18 protein-coding genes are annotated in these 17390 nt (G+C 70.9%); 10 read left to right on the forward strand and 8 right to left on the reverse strand.

Annotated features, from left to right (window positions below; all coding sequences use genetic code 11):
- Positions 1 to 158 precede the first annotated feature (158 nt).
- Positions 159 to 803, forward strand: a complete 645-nt coding sequence (locus HEP85_RS06670) for a TetR family transcriptional regulator (RefSeq protein WP_148008033.1) — start codon at positions 159 to 161, stop codon at positions 801 to 803.
- Positions 804 to 819: 16 nt separating this feature from the next.
- Here the strand turns inward: HEP85_RS06670 and def are convergent, their stop codons facing one another.
- Positions 820 to 1359, reverse strand: coding sequence for a peptide deformylase (gene def, locus HEP85_RS06675; RefSeq protein ID WP_168526966.1), 540 nt, complete (start codon positions 1357 to 1359; stop codon positions 820 to 822).
- 154 nt (positions 1360 to 1513) lie between these two features.
- Between def and HEP85_RS06680 the strand changes: the two genes are divergently transcribed.
- The 5 genes from HEP85_RS06680 to HEP85_RS06700 all read left to right on the forward strand — a co-directional run bounded on the left by HEP85_RS06680 (position 1514) and on the right by HEP85_RS06700 (position 6222).
- Positions 1514 to 2752 carry a MurT ligase domain-containing protein gene (locus tag HEP85_RS06680; RefSeq protein WP_168526967.1) on the forward strand — a complete coding sequence of 413 codons (1239 nt, stop codon included), beginning with the start codon at positions 1514 to 1516 and terminating at the stop codon, positions 2750 to 2752.
- A 19-nt stretch (positions 2753 to 2771) separates the two neighbouring features.
- On the forward strand, positions 2772 to 3500 hold the full coding sequence (locus HEP85_RS06685; RefSeq protein ID WP_168526968.1) for a type 1 glutamine amidotransferase: 729 nt from the start codon (positions 2772 to 2774) through the stop codon (positions 3498 to 3500).
- Positions 3501 to 3809: 309 nt separating this feature from the next.
- Complete coding sequence (locus tag HEP85_RS06690; protein ID WP_168526969.1) at positions 3810 to 4835, forward strand: 6-phosphofructokinase; 1026 nt, start codon at positions 3810 to 3812, stop codon at positions 4833 to 4835.
- Between the two features lie 165 nt (positions 4836 to 5000).
- The gene (locus HEP85_RS06695; RefSeq protein WP_168526970.1) at positions 5001 to 5954 is read left to right on the forward strand and encodes a cytochrome c oxidase assembly protein; all 954 of its coding nucleotides are present in this window, start codon (positions 5001 to 5003) and stop codon (positions 5952 to 5954) included.
- Between the two features lie 109 nt (positions 5955 to 6063).
- Complete coding sequence (locus HEP85_RS06700) at positions 6064 to 6222, forward strand: hypothetical protein (protein WP_153291893.1); 159 nt, start codon at positions 6064 to 6066, stop codon at positions 6220 to 6222.
- A gap of 12 nt (positions 6223 to 6234) precedes the next feature.
- Here the strand turns inward: HEP85_RS06700 and HEP85_RS06705 are convergent, their stop codons facing one another.
- The 4 genes from HEP85_RS06705 to HEP85_RS06720 all read right to left on the reverse strand — a co-directional run bounded on the left by HEP85_RS06705 (position 6235) and on the right by HEP85_RS06720 (position 10411).
- Positions 6235 to 7449, reverse strand: a complete 1215-nt coding sequence (locus tag HEP85_RS06705) for a sensor histidine kinase (RefSeq protein ID WP_168526971.1) — start codon at positions 7447 to 7449, stop codon at positions 6235 to 6237.
- A complete protein-coding gene (locus HEP85_RS06710; protein WP_329285988.1) occupies positions 7446 to 9188 on the reverse strand; it encodes a cation acetate symporter in 1743 nt (580 codons plus the stop codon). Before HEP85_RS06710 ends, HEP85_RS06705 begins: the two co-directional genes overlap by 4 nt.
- Positions 9189 to 9284: 96 nt before the next feature.
- The gene (locus tag HEP85_RS06715) at positions 9285 to 9644 is read right to left on the reverse strand and encodes a hypothetical protein (RefSeq protein ID WP_168526973.1); all 360 of its coding nucleotides are present in this window, start codon (positions 9642 to 9644) and stop codon (positions 9285 to 9287) included.
- Positions 9645 to 9655: 11 nt separating this feature from the next.
- Complete coding sequence (locus HEP85_RS06720) at positions 9656 to 10411, reverse strand: LytTR family DNA-binding domain-containing protein (RefSeq protein WP_168526974.1); 756 nt, start codon at positions 10409 to 10411, stop codon at positions 9656 to 9658.
- Positions 10412 to 10488: 77 nt separating this feature from the next.
- Between HEP85_RS06720 and HEP85_RS06725 the strand changes: the two genes are divergently transcribed.
- The 4 genes from HEP85_RS06725 to HEP85_RS06740 all read left to right on the forward strand — a co-directional run bounded on the left by HEP85_RS06725 (position 10489) and on the right by HEP85_RS06740 (position 14006).
- Entirely contained in the window at positions 10489 to 11001 is a 513-nt protein-coding gene (locus HEP85_RS06725; protein ID WP_168526975.1) for an Lrp/AsnC family transcriptional regulator, read from the forward strand.
- Positions 11002 to 11123: 122 nt separating this feature from the next.
- Positions 11124 to 11945 carry a dimethylargininase gene (ddaH, locus tag HEP85_RS06730; RefSeq protein ID WP_168526976.1) on the forward strand — a complete coding sequence of 274 codons (822 nt, stop codon included), beginning with the start codon at positions 11124 to 11126 and terminating at the stop codon, positions 11943 to 11945.
- On the forward strand, positions 11942 to 13168 hold the full coding sequence (gene rocD, locus HEP85_RS06735) for an ornithine--oxo-acid transaminase (RefSeq protein WP_168526977.1): 1227 nt from the start codon (positions 11942 to 11944) through the stop codon (positions 13166 to 13168). The genes ddaH and rocD overlap by 4 nt, the downstream gene beginning before the upstream one ends.
- Positions 13169 to 13280: 112 nt before the next feature.
- A complete protein-coding gene (locus HEP85_RS06740; RefSeq protein ID WP_168526978.1) occupies positions 13281 to 14006 on the forward strand; it encodes a 1-acyl-sn-glycerol-3-phosphate acyltransferase in 726 nt (241 codons plus the stop codon).
- A 98-nt stretch (positions 14007 to 14104) separates the two neighbouring features.
- Here HEP85_RS06740 and HEP85_RS06745 read toward each other — a convergent pair whose 3' ends face one another.
- The 3 genes from HEP85_RS06745 to ureG form a co-directional block, all read right to left on the reverse strand.
- Positions 14105 to 15703 carry an alpha/beta hydrolase gene (locus HEP85_RS06745; RefSeq protein WP_168526979.1) on the reverse strand — a complete coding sequence of 533 codons (1599 nt, stop codon included), beginning with the start codon at positions 15701 to 15703 and terminating at the stop codon, positions 14105 to 14107.
- A 130-nt stretch (positions 15704 to 15833) separates the two neighbouring features.
- Positions 15834 to 16592: an urease accessory protein UreD gene (locus tag HEP85_RS06750; RefSeq protein WP_168526980.1), complete on the reverse strand. Its 759-nt coding sequence runs from the start codon at positions 16590 to 16592 to the stop codon at positions 15834 to 15836.
- Positions 16589 to 17272 carry an urease accessory protein UreG gene (gene ureG / locus HEP85_RS06755; protein WP_168526981.1) on the reverse strand — a complete coding sequence of 228 codons (684 nt, stop codon included), beginning with the start codon at positions 17270 to 17272 and terminating at the stop codon, positions 16589 to 16591. The genes HEP85_RS06750 and ureG overlap by 4 nt, the downstream gene beginning before the upstream one ends.
- Positions 17273 to 17390: the final 118 nt, after the last annotated feature.

A 17390-nucleotide genomic window follows, 5' to 3' on the forward strand; every position in this document is an offset into this window, starting at 1 on the left:
CGGTGCACTAAAATGTTACTTGCGGTAACTGGAGTCTGTTACTGACCAGTAGAGAAAGTCAACTCCCGAAGCCCGCTCGGCAGCCCGTTCGATGTGCATGGGCTGATGAGTGTTAGTTTGCGCAGGCGTCACCGAATCACCATGGGTGGGGAGAGATCATGGACACCACACAGCGGACCGATCAGCAGAGGTCCGCCGACCGCCGCCGGCGAGAGCTGCTCGAGGCCGCGGACAGAGTGGTGCTCCGCGACGGCCCCGGCGCCTCGATGAACGCCATCGCCGCCGAGGCGGGCATCACCAAGCCCATCCTGTACCGGCACTTCGGCGACAAGGGTGGTCTCTACGCGGCGCTCGCCAAGCGGCACACCGACGCCCTCCTCGGGGCGCTGCGGGCCGCGCTGGACGCGCCCGCCGAGCGCCGGGAGCGGGTGGAGGCGACCCTCGACACCTATCTGGCGGCCATCGAGGCCCGCCCCCAGGTGTACCGCTTCCTGATGCATCCCTCCGAGGGCGGACAGCCGGGTGACCCCGGCTTCGACGTGGGCAAGCACTCCGCGCCGCTGCTGCGGCGCATGGGCGAGGAACTGGCCGAGGTCATCGAGGAACGGGTGGATCTCGGGCCGGGCAGTCAGCAGCTGGCGCGCGTGTGGGGCCACGGGATCGTCGGCATGATGCATGCCGCCGGGGACTGGTGGCTGGGCGAGCGGCCGTGCACACGCGCCGAGTTGGTGCGGAGCCTGGCCGATCTGCTGTGGGGCCGGCTGGCCGCGGCGGGAGACCGTGTCGGAGGTCCCGGGTTCTGAGGCCGGCCGGCGAGGCTCATCCTCCCCAAGGCGCCCGCGCCGCCTGCCGCATCACCCGGTGCCGGCGCCACCCGCTCAGCCGGTCCACGTACAGGCCACCCTCCAGGTGGTCGTACTCGTGCTGCAGGCACCGGGCGAACCATCCCGTGCCGTGCACCCGCACCGGCTCCCCGTCCGCATTGAAACCCTCGACGACGGCGTGGTCGTACCGTTCCGTTCCCGCCTCCAGGCCCGGCAGCGAGAGACAGCCCTCAGGACCACGCAGGACCACACCATCCGCCTCGACAAGACGCGGGTTCACCACATGTCCCAGATGACGGACCTCGTCGTCGTCCGGGCAGTCGTACACGAACACCCGCAGGGCCACACCGACCTGGTTGGCGGCGAGGCCGACGCCCCGCGCCGCGTACATCGTCGCGAACATGTCCTCGACGAGCCGGGCCAGTTCGGGACCGAAGTCGGTGACCTCCTCGCACGCCGCGTGCAGGACGGGGTCGCCGAGCAGGGTCACCGGGCGGACGCGCCCTCGGGAGCCGGGGATGGAGCCGTGTCGCATGGCGGCAAGGGTACGGTCCTTACTGGCGCGCGAACGTCGCGCGGGCACCGTCGTGGTGCCGCGATTCGGGCACGTGAGTGGATCTCGATAGGCTGAGGCCCACACGGTGCCGGGGGCAGAGGCGCGGCGCGTACGCAAGGAGGATCGAGAAACGATGTCAGGCAACTCGGACCCGCTGACGCCGCGGGCCAAGCTGGCCGTGACGGCGGGCAAGGCGGCGGCGGCCGTCTCGCGGGCCGCCGGACGCGGCAGCGGATCGGTGATCGGCGGCCGGGTGGCACTCAAGCTCGACCCCGACCTGCTGGCCAGGCTCGCCACACACCTGGACGTGATCCTGGTGTCGGCGACCAACGGCAAGACCACGACCACCCGGCTGATCGCGGAGGCGCTGGGCGCCGCGGGCCCGGTCGTGTCCAACGCGCTCGGCGCCAACATGCCCGCGGGCATCACCTCGGCGCTGGCCGGCGGCTCGGACGCCAAGTTCGCGGTCATCGAGGTCGACGAGAAGTACCTCTCCGGTGTGGCGCGCGACACCGACCCGAAGTGCATCGCGCTGCTCAACCTCTCCCGCGACCAGCTCGACCGGGCCGCCGAGACCCGGATGATGGCCGAGCACTGGCGTGAGGGTCTTGCCGGTTCCAAGGCCGTCGTGGTCGCCAACGCCGACGACCCCCTGGTCGTGTGGGCTGCGTCCTCCTCGCCGAACGTCATGTGGGTGGCGGCCGGTCAGATGTGGAAGGACGACGCCTGGTCCTGCCCGTCCTGCGGCGGTGTGATGCAGCGCCCCGGCGACGACTGGTTCTGCGGCGACTGCGGGTTCCGCCGTCCGACGCCGACCTGGGCGCTCTCCGGCGACCACGTCCTCGACCCGCACGGCTCCGCCTGGCCGATCCACCTCCAGCTGCCCGGCCGCGCCAACAAGGCGAACGCCGCCTCGTCGGCCGCCGTCGCCGCCGTCTTCGGAGTGCCCCCGCAGGTCGCCCTGGAGCGCATGTACCAGGTGCAGGCGGTGGCCGGACGCTACGACGTGGTGCAGTTCATGCAGCGCGACCTGCGTCTGCTGCTCGCCAAGAACCCCGCGGGCTGGCTGGAGACGTTCTCCCTGATCGACCCGCCGCCCACCCCGGTCATCCTGTCCGTGAACGCGCGGGGCGCCGACGGCACCGACACCTCCTGGCTGTGGGACGTCGACTACACCCGGCTGACCGGGCACCCGATCTTCGTCCTCGGTGATCGAAAGCTCGACCTCGCGGTGCGCCTCGAGGTCGCCAACCAGTCCTTCCAGGTCTGCGAGACCCTCGACCAGGCCGTGCAGCTCGCACCGCCCGGTCGCATCGAGGTCATCGCGAACTACACCGCGTTCCAGGATTTGAGGCGTCGTGTCGGCAACTGAGCCACGGAGGACGAAGAGAATGAGTGACAACAGCCTGCGTCTGGTGTGGATCTACCCGGACCTGCTGAGCACCTACGGTGACCAGGGCAACGCGCTCGTCGTGGAGCGCCGGGCCCGCCAGCGCGGACTCGACGTCGCCCGCCTCGACGTGCGCAGCGACCAGCCGATCCCCACCTCCGGTGACATCTATCTGATCGGCGGCGGCGAGGACCGGCCGCAGCGGCTCGCCGCGGAGCGGCTGCGCCGCGACGGGGGCCTGCACCGCGCGGTCGGCAACGGCGCGATCGTCTTCTCGGTGTGCGCCGGCTACCAGATCCTCGGCCACGAGTTCATCAACGACCTCGGGCAGCGCGAGCCGGGCCTCGGCCTGCTCGACGTGGTCTCGACGCGCGGCGAGGGAGAGCGCTGCGTCGGTGACGTGCTCGGGGACATCGACCCGCGCCTGAACCTGCCGCAGCTGACCGGTTTCGAGAACCACCAGGGTGTCACCCACCTCGGCCCCACCGCGCGCCCGTTCGCGCAGGTGCGGCTCGGCAAGGGCAACGGCACGGGCGACGGCACCGAGGGCGCGTACAACGACACGGTCTTCGGTACGTACATGCACGGGCCCGTGCTCGCCCGTAACCCGCAGATCGCCGACCTGCTGCTGAAGCTGGCGCTCGACGTGAACGCGCTGCCGCCGATCGACGACCGCTGGTACGAGGCGCTCCGGGGCGAGCGCATCGCCTCTGCCCAGCAGCCGGCCTGAGCCGACACGCCACCACCGGGACGCGCCCCGCGTGAACCGGTGCACCGGCAGTCCGGCAGTCCGGCAGTCCGGCAGTCCGGGCACGACGTCCACAGGGCGCGCTCGAGGGAAACCTCAAGCGCGCCCAAGGTGTGTACGGCACGGTGTGCGCAAGAGCCCGCCTGACAGCTGGTCCGCTCACTTGTGCGGCCGAGTCCACCAGGCGGACGCCCGCTACGGCACGACCCCGTCCCGCCGGTAGGGTGATCGGGATTCCAGCCGGACAACGTGGTCCGGTCCCCGGCCCACGTTGAGAAGGTATTTCGGGCTATGCGCATTGGTGTCCTCACGTCCGGCGGCGACTGCCCCGGCCTGAACGCCGTCATCCGGTCCGTCGTGCACCGCGCCGTCGTCGACCACGGCGACGAGGTCATCGGCTTCCGGGACGGCTGGAAGGGTCTTCTGGAGTGCGACTACCTGAAGCTCGACCTCGACGCGGTGAGCGGCATCCTGGCCCGCGGCGGCACGATGCTCGGCTCCTCCCGGGTCCAGCCCGCGCATCTGCGTGACGGCGTGGAGCGGGCCAAGGGGCATGTCGAGGAGCTCGGCCTCGACGCGATCATCCCGATCGGCGGCGAGGGCACCCTCAAGGCGGCCCGGCTGCTCTCGGACAGCGGCCTGCCGATCGTCGGCGTACCGAAGACCATCGACAACGACATCGCCGTCACGGACGTGACCTTCGGCTTCGACACGGCCGTCGGCGTCGCGACCGAGGCCCTGGACCGGCTGAAGACCACCGCCGAGTCCCACCAGCGGGTGCTGATCGTGGAGGTCATGGGCCGCCACACCGGCTGGATCGCGCTGCACTCCGGCATGGCGGCCGGCGCCCACGCCATCGTCGTACCGGAGCGCCCGTTCGACATCGAGGAGCTGGCGGCCAAGGTGGGCGAGCGCTTCGAGGCGGGCAAGCGGTTCGCCATCGTCGTGGCCGCCGAGGGCGCCAAGCCGCGTACGGGCACGATGGCGTTCGACGAGGGCGTGAAGGACGTCTACGGGCACGAGCGGTTCGCCGGCATCGCCCGCCAGCTCTCCCTCGAACTGGAGGAGCGCCTCGGCAAGGAGGCCCGTCCGGTGATCCTCGGGCACGTTCAGCGCGGCGGCACGCCGACCGCGTACGACCGTGTGCTCGCGACACGGTTCGGCTGGCACGCCGTGGAGGCGGCGCACCGGGGTGAGTTCGGCATGATGACCGCGCTGCGCGGGACCGACATCGTGATGGTGTCCCTCGCGGAGGCGGTGGAGACGCTGAAGACGGTGCCCGAGGAGCGGTACGCCGAAGCGGAGTGCGTGCTCTGAGGCCCTGAGGCGGCCGTCCGGCCGCGGGTTCGTGGTGCCTTGTCCGCGGGTTCCCCGCGCCCCCCGCCGGGGCACGGATGCCGACCCCGGCCGGAGCGGTGACCGGGGCCGGTTCTACTCTGGTGCGGACAGACAGCACAACCCGTACTAATCAGGAGCCGGCGGATGGAACACAGCGGGCACGGCATGACCATGGATCTGCCGCCGTTCACGCTGGGGAGGGGGCTCGGGTGGTCCGCGGACCCCTTCTTCCTCGTGGCCTGTCTGGTGGGGCTCGGGCTGTACGGCTGGGGGGTCGTGCGCCTCGTCCGCCGCGGCGACAAGTGGTCGGCGGGACGGACCGTCTCCTTCGTCGTCGGTGTGCTGACCGTGCTGCTGATGATGTGCACGAGGCTGAACGACTACGGCATGGTCATGTTCAGCGTGCACATGGTGCAGCACATGGTGATCAGCATGCTGACGCCCATCCTGATCCTGCTCGGGGCACCGATCACGCTCGCGCTGCGGGCCCTCCCGGTGGCGGCCAGGCGGGGCACCAAGGGGCCGCGTGAACTGCTGCTGATGTTCCTGCACAGCCGATACATGCGGATCATCACGCACCCCGCGTTCACGATCCCGCTGTTCATCGCGAGCCTCTACGCCCTGTACTTCTCCCCCATCTTCGACTTCCTGATGGGGTCGCGGACGGGGCACACCGTGATGATGTGCCACTTCCTCGCCGTCGGCCTGGTCTTCTTCTGGCCGATCATGGGCGTGGACCCCGGACCGCACCGGCCGGGCTACCTGATGCGGATGCTGGAGCTGTTCGCCGGTATGCCGTTCCACGCGTTCTTCGGTATCGCCCTGATGATGGCGTCCACGCCGATGGTCGACACGTACAAGAACCCGCCCGCCTCGCTCGCCATCGACGCGCTCACCGACCAGAACGCGGCGGGCGGCATCGCCTGGGCCTTCAGCGAGATCCCCTCCGTCCTCGTGCTGCTCGCGCTGCTCTTCCAGTGGTACGGCTCCGAGCAGCGGCAGGCCCGCCGCACGGACCGGGCGGCGGACCGCGACGGCGACAAGGAACTCGAGGCGTACAACGCCTATCTGGCGTCACTCAACGCCCGCAGCAACTGAATCACCTCTCGACAGCTGAACCAGCCCTGGCGAACCTTCTCCCGCCGGGTGAAAATGGCCGCAGGCCACGGCCCGCGCAGCGGACCCGTCAGGAGAAGGGTGTGCCGCGATGCCCGGTTCGACGAAGACCATGGGGGTGCTCACCGTCGGTGGGCTGGTTGTCGTGACGGCCTATACGGTCGCGCTCGGCAGCAACGGCTGGCTGTGGTTCGGCTGGGTGGTGCTCGGCCTGATCACCATCGCGATGGTCGCCGCGCGCGGAGCGTGACGGGCGTCGCGCTCACTGCCGGGGGCGCCGGCCCGCCGAGTGGACGCCCGGCTGGTACTTGGGCAGCCGTGCGGTGATCTTCATACCGGCCCCGACGGCGGTCTCGATGACGAGGCCGTAGTCGTCCCCGTAGACCTGGCGCAGCCGGTCGTCGACGTTGGACAGACCGATGCCGTCCGAGGGGCTGACCTCGCCGGTGAGGATGCGGCGCAGTCGTTCGGGGTCCATTCCGGTGCCGTTGTCCTCGATGACGACCAGCGCCTCGGCGCCCGCGTCCTGCGCGGTGATGCTGATGTGGCTCTTGTTCGACTTGTCCGCCTTGCCCTCCAGGCCGTGTTTGACGGCGTTCTCCACCAGGGGCTGGAGACAGAGGAAGGGCAGCGCGACCGGCAGCACCTCGGGCGCGATCTGCAGGGTGACCGAGAGCCGGTCCCCGAAGCGGGCCCGCACGAGTGCCAGGTAGTGGTCGATGGCGTGCAGTTCGTCGGCGAGGGTGGTGAAGTCGCCGTGCCTGCGGAACGAGTAGCGGGTGAAGTCGGCGAACTCCAGGAGCAGTTCGCGGGCGCGCTCCGGGTCGGTGCGGACGAACGAGGCGATCACCGCGAGCGAGTTGAAGATGAAGTGCGGGGAGATCTGGGCGCGCAGGGCCTTGATCTCGGCCTCGATCAGGCGGGTACGGGACCGGTCGAGGTCGGCGAGTTCCAGCTGCACGGAGACCCAGCGGGCGACCTCGCCGGCGGCCCGGACGAGCACGGCGGACTCGCGGGGCGCGCAGGCCACGAGCGCTCCGTGCACCCGGTCGTCGACGGTGAGCGGTGCGACCACGGCCCAGCGCAGTACGCAGTCCGGCTCCTCGCACCGGAGCCGGAAGGCCTCACCGCGGCCGGTCTCCAGCGGGCCGCCGAGCCGGTCCATGATCTCGGTGCGGTGGTGCTCCCCGACGCCTTCCCAGGCCAGGACGGTGTCCTGGTCGGTGAGGCAGAGCGCGTCGGTGCCGAGCAGGGTGCGCAGCCGGCGCGCGGACCTGCGGGCGGTCTCGCCGGTGAGGCCCGCGCGCAGCGGGGGTGCGGCGAGCGAGGCGGTGTGCAGGGTCTCGAAGGTGGCGTGCTCGACGGCGGTGCCGAGCCCGCCGAGGTTCTCGGGCCGCGCGGTCCGCCTGCCGAGCCAGAACCCGGCGGCGAGCAGCGGGAGCACGGCCACGCACAGCCCGGCCAGGAATCCGCTCACGCCTCGGCCTCCTTGCTGTGCGCGGCCGCGCGCACCTGGCCGTCGGACAGTTCCTCGGGGAGGTGGAACCGGGCCAGGATCGCCGCCGTGCCCTGTGGTACCCGGCCCGGCGTCGCCAGCGACACCAGGATCATGGTGAGGAAGCCGAGGGGTACCGACCAGAGCGCGGGCCAGGCGAGCAGTGCGTGCAGCGTGCCGGAGCGCGGGTAGCCCGCCATGGTCGCGGCGACCGCCACGAAGGCCGCGCCGCCGCCGGTCAGCATGCCCGCGGCCGCGCCGGGCGGTGTCAGCCGCCGCCACCAGATGCCGAGGACGAGCAGGGGGCAGAAGGAGGAGGCGGACACGGCGAAGGCGAGTCCTACGGCGTCGGCGACGGGCAGCCCGCCCACGATCACGCTGGCGACGAGCGGCACCACCATGGCGAGCACCGTGCCGAGCCTGAAGTGGCGCACCCCGCGGGAGGGCAGCACGTCCTGGGTGAGGACCCCGGCCACCGCCATGGTCAGTCCGGACGCGGTGGACAGGAACGCCGCGAAGGCGCCGCCCGCCACCAGCGCGCCCAGGAGGTCCGCGCCGAGTCCGCCGATCACCCGGTCCGGGAGCAGCAGGACGGCGGCGTCCGCGTTCCCGGTGAGGCTGAGTTCGGGGGCGTACAGCCGGCCCAGCGCCCCGTAGACGGGCGGCAGGAGGTAGAAGGCGCCGATCAGGCCGAGGACGGCGACGGTGGTGCGGCGGGCGGCGACACCATGCGGGCTGGTGTAGAAGCGGACGACCACGTGCGGGAGTCCCATGGTGCCGAGGAAGGTGGCGAGGATCAGTCCGTAGGTGGCGTAGAGGGGGCGTTCCTCGCGGCCGGCCGCGAGCGAGGTCGACATGCCGCCGTCGCGGGCGCGGTCGGCGGCCGGTACCGGGTCCCCCTTCTCGAAGGTCAGCCGGGTGCCGCGCGCGATGCGGTGGACGCCGGCCGGGAGCCGGACCCGCTCGCTCTCGTAGCGGTGGCCGTCCACGGTTCCCGTCGCCGTGACGGCGAGCGGGTCCGGCAGTCTCAGGTCGAGGGTGTCGTCGATGCGGACGACCCGCTGCGCGCGGAAGGTCGCCGGTTCGTCGAAGGCGTCGCGTGGAGCGCCTTCACTCTGCCAGGCGAGGACCAGGAAGATCGCCGGGACCAGCAGGGCGGTGAGCTTCAGCCAGTACTGGAAGGCCTGGACGAAGGTGATGCTGCGCATGCCGCCGGCGGCGACCGTGGCGACCACGACGACGGCGACGAGCACGCCGCCGAACCAGTCGGGCGCGTCGGTCAGTACCGCCAGGGTGAGTCCCGCGCCCTGGAGCTGGGGCAGCAGGTAGAGCCAGCCCACGCCGACGACGAAGGCACCGGCGAGCCGTCGGACCGCCTGCGAGCCGAGCCGCGCCTCGGCGAAGTCGGGCAGCGTGTAGGCGCCGGAGCGGCGCAGCGGGGCGGCGACGAACAGGAGCAGTACCAGGTAGCCCGCGGTGTAACCGACGGGGTACCAGAGCATGTCGGGACCCTGGACGAGCACCAGGCCCGCGATGCCGAGGAAGGAGGCCGCGGAGAGGTACTCTCCGCTGATCGCCGCCGCGTTCAGCCGGGGGCCCACGGTGCGGGAGGCGACGTAGAAGTCGGAGGTGGTCCGGGATATGCGCAGGCCGAACGCCCCGACCAGGACGGTCGCGACGACGACGAGGGCGACGGCGGGGACGGCGTAGTTCTGGTTCACCGGGCGGGGCCCCCCGCGCCAGGACCGCCGGGAGCCGCTCTCCCGCGTCCCGCGAATCCCCTCACGCCTCGCCCCTCGCCGGTCGTCGGCGGCCGGTCAACGGTCCTCGACCAGACGCACGAAGTCCCTCTCGTTGCGCTCCGCGCGGCGCACGTACCAGCGGGCCAGCAGGACCAGGGGCGGGTAGACGCAGAATCCGAGCACGGCCCACTCCAGGCCCGCGCCGTCCGGGATCGCCGCGAAGACCAGGGGCAGCGGTCCGACCAGGAGTCCCAGGACGGCGAACCCCACGAGGGCGGCGCGGAGTTGACTGCGCATCAGCGAGCGCACATAGGTGTGGCCGAGCGTGGTCTGTTCGTCGATCTCGGTCCTGGGCCGGTAGTAGCCGGACGTCCTGCGGGTGCGCCGGGGCGCTCCGGTGACGACCACGCGGCGTTCGGTCGGATCCTGCGGCACGCCGTTCCCCCTCAGCTGGTGGTCCGGCGCATCAGCAGGTCACGCAGTTCGCGCGTGTGCCGACGGCTGACCTGGAGTTCGACGGAGTCCACGAGAACGCTCACCGTACCCGCGTCCAGGCGGAGTTCGCCTATGTGGCGCAGGGCGACCAGGTGGCGCCGGTGGATGCGGACGAAGCCGCGGGTCCGCCAGCGTTCCTCCAGGGTGGACAGCGGTATGCGGACCAGATGGCTGCCCTGCGCGGTGTGCAGGCGCGCGTAGTCGCCGTGCGCCTCGACGTGGGTGATGTCCTCCACGGCCACGAAGCGGGTCACGCCGCCGAGTTCGACGGAGATGTGGTCCGGGTCGGGTTCGTGCACGGGGATCAGCGGTGCGGTGCGCCGGAGTTGGTCGGCCCGGCGGACGGCCTCGGCGAGGCGCTCCCTGCGCACCGGCTTCAGTACGTAGTCGACGGCCTTGAGGTCGAAGGCCTGGACGGCGAATCCCTCGTGCGCCGTGACGAAGACGACGAGCGGCGGGTGGGCGAAACCGGTGAGCAGCCGGGCCAGGTCGAGTCCGTCGAGTCCGGGCATGTGGATGTCGAGGAAGACGACGTCGATCGCCTCGGGCCCGTCGGGTCCTGAGGCGAGGGCCCGGTTGATCCGGCGCAGCGCCTCGGTCGCGTCGCTCGCGCCCTCGGCGGCGGCGACCCGGGGATCGGCGTTGAGGAGATAGAGAAGCTCCTCCAGGGACGGTTGTTCGTCGTCGACGGCGAGCACGCGCAGCATGGAAGTGGAGTGTAAGAGCGATTCGTACGTCTGGACATGTGCGGGGCATGGACGTTCTCGCTGGATACAGTGCCGCCATGAACAGCAAGTCCGGGATGTTCGACGAACTCGACCGTAAGATCATCACAGCCCTGATGGCCAATGCCCGGACGAGCTTCGCCGAGATCGGCGCGGCGATCGGGCTGTCGGCGACCGCCGTCAAGCGGCGGGTGGACCGGCTCCGGGAGACCGGCGTGATCACCGGGTTCACGGCCACGGTGAAGCCGACGGCGCTCGGCTGGCGCACGGAGGCGTACGTCGAGGTGTACTGCGAGGGCGCGGCACCGCCCCGGCGGCTCGCGGAGGTGGTCCGCAACCATCCGGAGATCACCGCCGCCATGACCGTGACCGGGGGCGCGGACGCGCTGCTGCATGTGCGTGCCACCGATGTGGACCACTTCGAGGAGGTCCTGGAGCGGATCCGCACCGAGCCCTTCATCCGGAAGACGATCAGTTACATGGTGCTGTCCCATCTGCTGCCGGAGGCGCCCGAGGCGGGCGCGACCCATGCCGCCCCGGAAGAGGCTCAGGACGCAGCAAACGTGCGCTGACCACCATGATTGCGCAGCGATACTGCGTACATGCGCAGCTCTCCTCGCTTGTCGCCCGTATCCCCCGTTTCCTACCTTTGAGGCACCCCCGTCAACACCGCAGGAAGCGGAGGAACCTCTCTGTGCCTGACAGCCGTGTGCCGCGCCCCCGGCGCTTTCTCGTCTGCGAACCCAGACACTTCGCCGTGCAGTACGCGATCAACCCCTGGATGCACCCCGACACCCAGGTGGACGTCGATCTGGCCCATGGCCAGTGGAAGGCGCTGATCAGCGCCTATCGTGCCCATGGGCACACCGTGGACATCGTGGAGCCCGTGGCGGATCTCCCGGACATGGTGTTCGCGGCGAACTCCGCGCTCGTCCTCGCGGGCCGTGTCTTCGGTTCGCTCTTCCACGCGCCCCAGCGCCGTCCGGAGTCCAGCGCCTACGAGACCTGGTTCAAGGCCGCCGGCTTCGACGTCTACCGTCCCGAGTCCGTGTGCGAGGGCGAGGGCGACCTCGTCCCGGTGGGCCGCTACCTCCTGGCGGGCACCGGCTTCCGTACGACCCCGGAGGCGCACCGCGAGGTCCAGGAGTTCTTCGGTGTCCCGGTGATCAGCCTCCAGCTGGTGGACGCGCGCTTCTACCATCTGGACACGGCCCTGTTCGTCCTGGAGGAGGGGCCGGGGGCGAACATCGCCTACTACCCGGAGGCGTTCTCGCCCGGCAGCCGCGAGGTGCTGGCACGGCTCTTCCCGGACGCGGTGGTCGCGACCCGCGAGGACGCGATGACCTTCGGTCTGAACTCCGTCTCCGACGGCCGTCACGTCTTCATCTCGCCGCGTGCCGAGGCCCTCACCGGCCGGCTCGCCCGGCACGGATACGTCCCCGTCCCCGTCGACCTCTCCGAGTTCCACAAGGCCGGCGGCGGCATCAAGTGCTGCACCCAGGAGATCCGCTCATGACCGCTCCCGCCCGTACGCGCACGTCCGCCGACCTGATCCGCGCGGAGGGCCCCGTCCTCGCGCACAACTACCACCCGCTCCCCGTCGTCGTCGCCCGCGCCGAGGGCACCTGGGTCGAGGACGTCGAGGGCCGCCGTTACCTCGACATGCTGGCGGGCTATTCGGCCCTCAATTTCGGCCACCGCAACCCCGTGCTGATCGAGGCGGCGCACCGCCAGCTCGACCGGCTCACCCTGACCTCCCGCGCCTTCCACAACGACCAGCTGGCCCACTTCGCCGCGTCCCTGGCCCGGCTGACGGGCCTGGACATGGTCCTGCCGATGAACACCGGCGCCGAGGCGGTGGAGAGCGCCGTCAAGGTTGCCCGCAAGTGGGCGTACGAGGTGAAGGGCGTCGCCCCGGACCAGGCCACGATCGTCGTGGCCGCGGACAACTTCCACGGCCGTACGACGACGATCGTCAGCTTCTCCACGGACGAGACGGCCCGCAGCGGCTTCGGCCCCTTCACCCCGGGCTTCCGGATCGTTCCGTACAACGATCTCGCGGCGCTCGAAGCCGCCGTCGACGAGACGACCGCGGCCGTGCTGATCGAGCCCATCCAGGGCGAGGCGGGCGTCGTCATCCCCGACGACGGCTATCTGGCCGGTGTGCGCGAGCTGACCAGCCGGGCGAACTGCCTGTTCGTCGCGGACGAGATCCAGTCGGGTCTGGGGCGGACCGGCACCACCCTCGCCGTCGACCACGAGGGCGTCGTCCCGGACATGCTGCTGCTCGGCAAGGCGCTCGGCGGCGGCATCGTGCCGGTCTCGGCGGTGGTGGCGCGCCGTGACGTTCTCGACGTACTGCGGCCCGGCGAGCACGGCTCCACGTTCGGCGGCAACCCGCTCGCCGCGGCGGTCGGCTCGGCGGTCGTCGAGCTGCTGGAGACGGGGGAGTTCCAGCGCCGGGCGGCCGAGCTGGGCGTGGTCCTGCGAGGCGGCCTCAAGGCGCTCGTGGGCCGGGGAGTGGAGGGCTTCCGCTCGCGCGGGCTGTGGGCGGGCGTCGACATCGACCCGTCCATCGGCACCGGCCGCGAGATCAGCGAGGGCCTCATGCGCGAGGGGATCCTGGTCAAGGACACCCACGGTTCGACCATCCGGCTGGCCCCGCCGCTGACCATCACCGCCGACGAACTCCGGTCAGCTCTCGCGGCCCTCGAGAAGGTTCTGACGCAAGGGGTCTGATACCGGCCACGGGACCACAGAGAGTGACCCCCGAACGGTTACCCCCGGCGACGGGCACGCCTAAACTGATCGCTCCCCGGGGAGGACCCGGAGGAACAGAGGAGCGCCTCAGGTGTTTTATTACGTGCTCAAACATGTGCTTCTGGGTCCGCTGTTGAGGCTGGTGTTCCGGCCTCGGATCGAGGGCCTTGAGCACATACCGTCGTCGGGGGGCGCCATCGTGGCGGGCAACCACCTGTCCTTCTCGGACCACTTCCTGATGCCCGCGATCCTCAAGCGGCGGATCACCTTCCTCGCGAAGGCGGAGTACTTCACCGGGCCGGGTGTCAAGGGCCGTCTGACGGCCGCGTTCTTCCGCAGCGCGGGGCAGATCCCGGTGGACCGCTCAGGCAAGGAGGCGGGACAGGCCGCGATCCGGGAGGGGCTCGGCGTGCTGCGCCAGGGCGAGCTGCTCGGCATCTACCCGGAGGGCACCCGCTCGCACGACGGGCGCCTCTACAAGGGCAAGGTCGGCGTCGCGGCCATGGCCCTGAAGGCCCGGGTGCCGGTCGTCCCCTGCGCGATGATCGGCACCTTCGAGGCGCAGCCGCCGGGTCAGAAGATCCCGAACCTCCACCCCGTGGTGATCCGCTTCGGCGAGCCCCTCGACTTCTCCCGCTACGCCGGTATGGAGAACGAGAAGGCCATCCTGCGTGCCGTCACCGACGAGATCATGTACGCCATCCTCACCCTCTCCGGGCAGGAGTACGTCGACCGGTACGCGGCCGACGTCAAGGCCGAGGCGGCCGCCGAGAGCGCGGAGAGAGCGCGCAGGTTCCCGCGGATGCCATTGAGCTGACCGTCCGGTGGGACCGGTGGCGGGGCGGGGCGGGGCGGCAGGGGCACCGACGCGAAAGGGGCGGCCGGAGGACCGGCCGCCCCTTCGTGTGCGGTGTGCTACGGCGCCGGCGTGGCGTGCGGCGTGCACGTCACATCGGCCGCGTCCGTCCTGCCGGTGAGCAGGTAGGTGTCCACCCGCGTGTTGATGCACGGATTGACCAGGCCGGTCACACCGTGCGAGCCCGCGCCCTGCTCGGTGATGAGGCGGGAGCCCTTGAAGCGCTTGTGCAGTTCGACCGCGCCCGGGTACGGGGTCGCGGCGTCACGCGTGGACTGCACGATCAGGACGGACGGCAGCCCCTTGCCGGTCCTGACTTCGACCGGGGTCTGCTGCTTGACCGGCCAGGTGGCGCACGGCAGGTTCAACCACGCGTTGGCCCACGTCATGAACGGGTAGTCCTTGTTGAGCCGCGTGTTGTCCCTGTCCCACTTGTTCCAGCTGGTGGGCCACTTGGCGTCGGTGCACTCGACGGCGGTGTAGACGGCGTTGCCGTTCTCCGAGCTGATGTTGCCCGCCGTGTCGGACAGGTCCGGAGCGGCGGCGTCCACCATCGCCTGGGTGTCACCGGCGACGTACTTGCTGAACACCGTCGCGACCGGTACCCACGAGGAGTCGTAGTACGGAGCGCTCTGGAAGAAGGAGATCAGCTCGGCGGGTCCGACGACCCCGCCCAGCGGGCTCTTCTTCGCGGCGGCGCGCAGCTTCAGCCACTGGTTCTGCACCTTCGCGCGGGTGTCGCCGAGGTGGAAGGCCGCGTCGTTCTTGGCGACCCAGTCCTCCCAGTCCTTCCAGCGGCCCTCGAAGGCGACGTCCTGCTCCAGGTTGGCCTGGTACCAGATGTTGTCCCGAGACGGGTTGACGACGCTGTCCACGAGCATGCGGCGGACGTGTCCCGGGAAGAGCGTGCCGTAGACGGCGCCGAGGTAGGTGCCGTACGAGACGCCCAGGTAGTTGAGCTTCTTCTCACCGAGCCCGGCGCGGATGACGTCCAGGTCGCGCGCGGTGTTCGGCGTGGTCATCTGCGCCAGCACGGCCTTGCCGCTGCGCTCGGCGCAGCCGTCCGCGTACTCGGCCGCGAGCTTGCGCTGGGCGCGCTTGTCGGCCTGGGAGTCCGGGACCGGGTCGGCCTTGGGCGCCTTCACGAACTCCTGCGGGTCGATGCAGGAGATGGGCGCCGAGTGGCCGACACCGCGCGGGTCGAAGCCCACGAAGTCGTAGGCCTTCGCGGTGTTCGCCCAGATCGGGTTCTTGCCGGTGACACGAGTGGGGAAGCGCATGCCGGAGCCGCCCGGGCCGCCCGGGTTGTAGACGAGGGCGCCCTGGCGCTCCTCCTTCGTCCCGGTGTTCCCGATGCGGTCGACGGCGAGCTTGATCTGCTTGCCGTTCGGGTGCGCGTAGTCCAGCGGCACGCTGACCCAGCCGCACTGGATGGGCTTCACGAAGCCCCAGTCCGCCGGGCAGTCCTGCCAGTTGATACCGGCCTTCTCGGCCCGGGCGGCGGCGATCGCCGCACCACGGGCCTCGCGGTCCTGGCCGTGGCGCGAGGCGGCGGTGGCCGACGGCGCCGCCATGGCTCCGGCTATCAGGGTCGCCGTGACGAGCGCTCCGGCCGAGCCGAGCGCTGTCACTCGTCTCGTCGGTCTCAAAGCCCTCAAGTGGGACCTCCCCGTACATCGTTGCGATTGGTACGGGGATCCTTTCGGCTGTGAGGTCCCTGAGAACAGGGGGGACAGGGCTTCTTTACTAATCCGATAAGCGGTGTACGGCACCCCGTTGAGCGGATACTCAGCCGAAGGACCTCAACGCCTCGTCCAGAACCCGCCGCAGCCGCAGCGCGTCAGGTGCCAGCGCGCTCACCAGAACAGCCGGTCCGGCCAGGGGATTGACGGCCGCGCACTCCCCCAGCAGCCGTGCTCGCGGCATGTCCTTCTCGAACTCCGGTCGCACGATGAGCAGTTGTCCGAGGGCACGGTGTCCCCCGAGGACGGCGGGGCCGTCCCATCCGCCGGGCGCGCCGGGGCCGCACGACAACTCCTGGTCCAGCAGCGTCCGTCCGCCGAGTCGCAGGGTAAGTCGGCTGGTGAGCCGCCCCGGTTGCTCACCGACGCGACCGAGTACCTGCTCCTCGCGGAACACCAGCCGCGCGCCCGGCTCCAGCCCGATTCCCGAGGTGACGTGAAGATCACTCCCGTTCGCGGAGATCAACTGCTCCGGCAGCCAGTGCAGTTCGCCTCCGGTGGCGACGCGCAGCCGTACGTCGTAGCGGGCCTCTCCCTTGGCCTGCCCCGGCAGGGCGATGGTCGCGGCGGCCGAACCGACGTGCAGTCGCGCCCCTTCCGCGACGGTCGCCTCCACGGCGAATCGGTCGTTGCCGAGCGGGCCGCTCATGGCACCGACCAGCATCACCCGTGCCTCGTCGCCGTGTGCCCGGGTGCGGCGCGGCGCGATCGGGCCCTCGCCGTCCAGCACCGGCAGCGAGGTGCCGCCCCGGCCGTCGGCGCGTGCCTCGATCCGTGCGGTGGCCCGCACGCCCGCTGTCGTCACGCCGTCCACGCGGCGAGCCGTTCCCGCACCCAGTCCGCGACGGCCGTGACGCCGCCCTCGCTCCTCAACGACTGGAGGACGACGGGCAGTTCGGCCCGTTGGGCCTTGGCGTCGGCGGCCATCCGCGCCAGGTCGGATCCCACGTAGGGCGCGAGGTCGGTCTTGTTGACGACGAGAAGATCGGCGGTGGTGACCCCCGGTCCACCCTTGCGCGGGATGTCGTCCCCGCCCGCGACGTCGATCACGAAGATCTGCGCGTCGACCAGCCCCTTGGAGAAGGTGGCCGTGAGGTTGTCGCCCCCGGACTCGACCAGGATCAGGTCCAGCGGCCCGACCTCGTCCTCCAGGTCCTCCACCGCTTCGAGGTTCGCCGAGATGTCGTCCCGGATCGCGGTGTGCGGACAGGCCCCCGTCTCGACGGCGGTGATCCGCTCGGGCGGCAGCACCGCCTCCCGCAGCAGGAACTCGGCGTCCTCGCGCGTGTAGATGTCGTTCGTGACGACCGCGAGCGACCACTCGTCGCGCAGGGCCCGGCAGAGCGCGGCGACGGTCGCGGTCTTGCCGGATCCCACGGGCCCGCCGAGCCCGATCCGCAGGGCCCGGCGCGAGCCGTCGGGACGCCGCGCGTCGGCACTCACGGCGGACGTCCCGTCGTGACCGTGAAGATGGTCGAGATGCATGATTGCGGCTCCGTTCCCCGGCCGAGACCGGATTCTCCGACGATTTCGAACCTTCCGACGCCCTCGGCCGTCCCCTGTGCCCGGCCTTCCGGCTCCGGTAAGCCGCATCCAGCCCGTC

This window comes from Streptomyces sp. RPA4-2 (assembly GCF_012273515.2).
Classification (GTDB): Bacteria; Actinomycetota; Actinomycetes; order Streptomycetales; family Streptomycetaceae; genus Streptomyces; species Streptomyces kaempferi.

Excerpts from the sequence above, each read along its gene's own strand:
- HEP85_RS06670 (WP_148008033.1), top strand. The coding sequence starts at position 159 with ATGGACACCACACAGCGGACCGATCAGCAGAGGTCCGCCGACCGCCGC.
- HEP85_RS06720 (WP_168526974.1), bottom strand. The coding sequence starts at position 10,411 with ATGCTGCGCGTGCTCGCCGTCGACGACGAACAACCGTCCCTGGAGGAG.
- HEP85_RS06690 (WP_168526969.1), top strand. The coding sequence starts at position 3,810 with ATGCGCATTGGTGTCCTCACGTCCGGCGGCGACTGCCCCGGCCTGAAC.
- HEP85_RS06680 (WP_168526967.1), top strand. The coding sequence starts at position 1,514 with ATGTCAGGCAACTCGGACCCGCTGACGCCGCGGGCCAAGCTGGCCGTG.
- HEP85_RS06685 (WP_168526968.1), top strand. The coding sequence starts at position 2,772 with ATGAGTGACAACAGCCTGCGTCTGGTGTGGATCTACCCGGACCTGCTG.
- HEP85_RS06695 (WP_168526970.1), top strand. The coding sequence starts at position 5,001 with ATGGAACACAGCGGGCACGGCATGACCATGGATCTGCCGCCGTTCACG.
- def (WP_168526966.1), bottom strand. The coding sequence starts at position 1,359 with ATGCGACACGGCTCCATCCCCGGCTCCCGAGGGCGCGTCCGCCCGGTG.
- rocD (WP_168526977.1), top strand. The coding sequence starts at position 11,942 with ATGACCGCTCCCGCCCGTACGCGCACGTCCGCCGACCTGATCCGCGCG.
- HEP85_RS06725 (WP_168526975.1), top strand. The coding sequence starts at position 10,489 with ATGAACAGCAAGTCCGGGATGTTCGACGAACTCGACCGTAAGATCATC.
- HEP85_RS06700 (WP_153291893.1), top strand. The coding sequence starts at position 6,064 with ATGCCCGGTTCGACGAAGACCATGGGGGTGCTCACCGTCGGTGGGCTG.
- ureG (WP_168526981.1), bottom strand. The coding sequence starts at position 17,272 with ATGCATCTCGACCATCTTCACGGTCACGACGGGACGTCCGCCGTGAGT.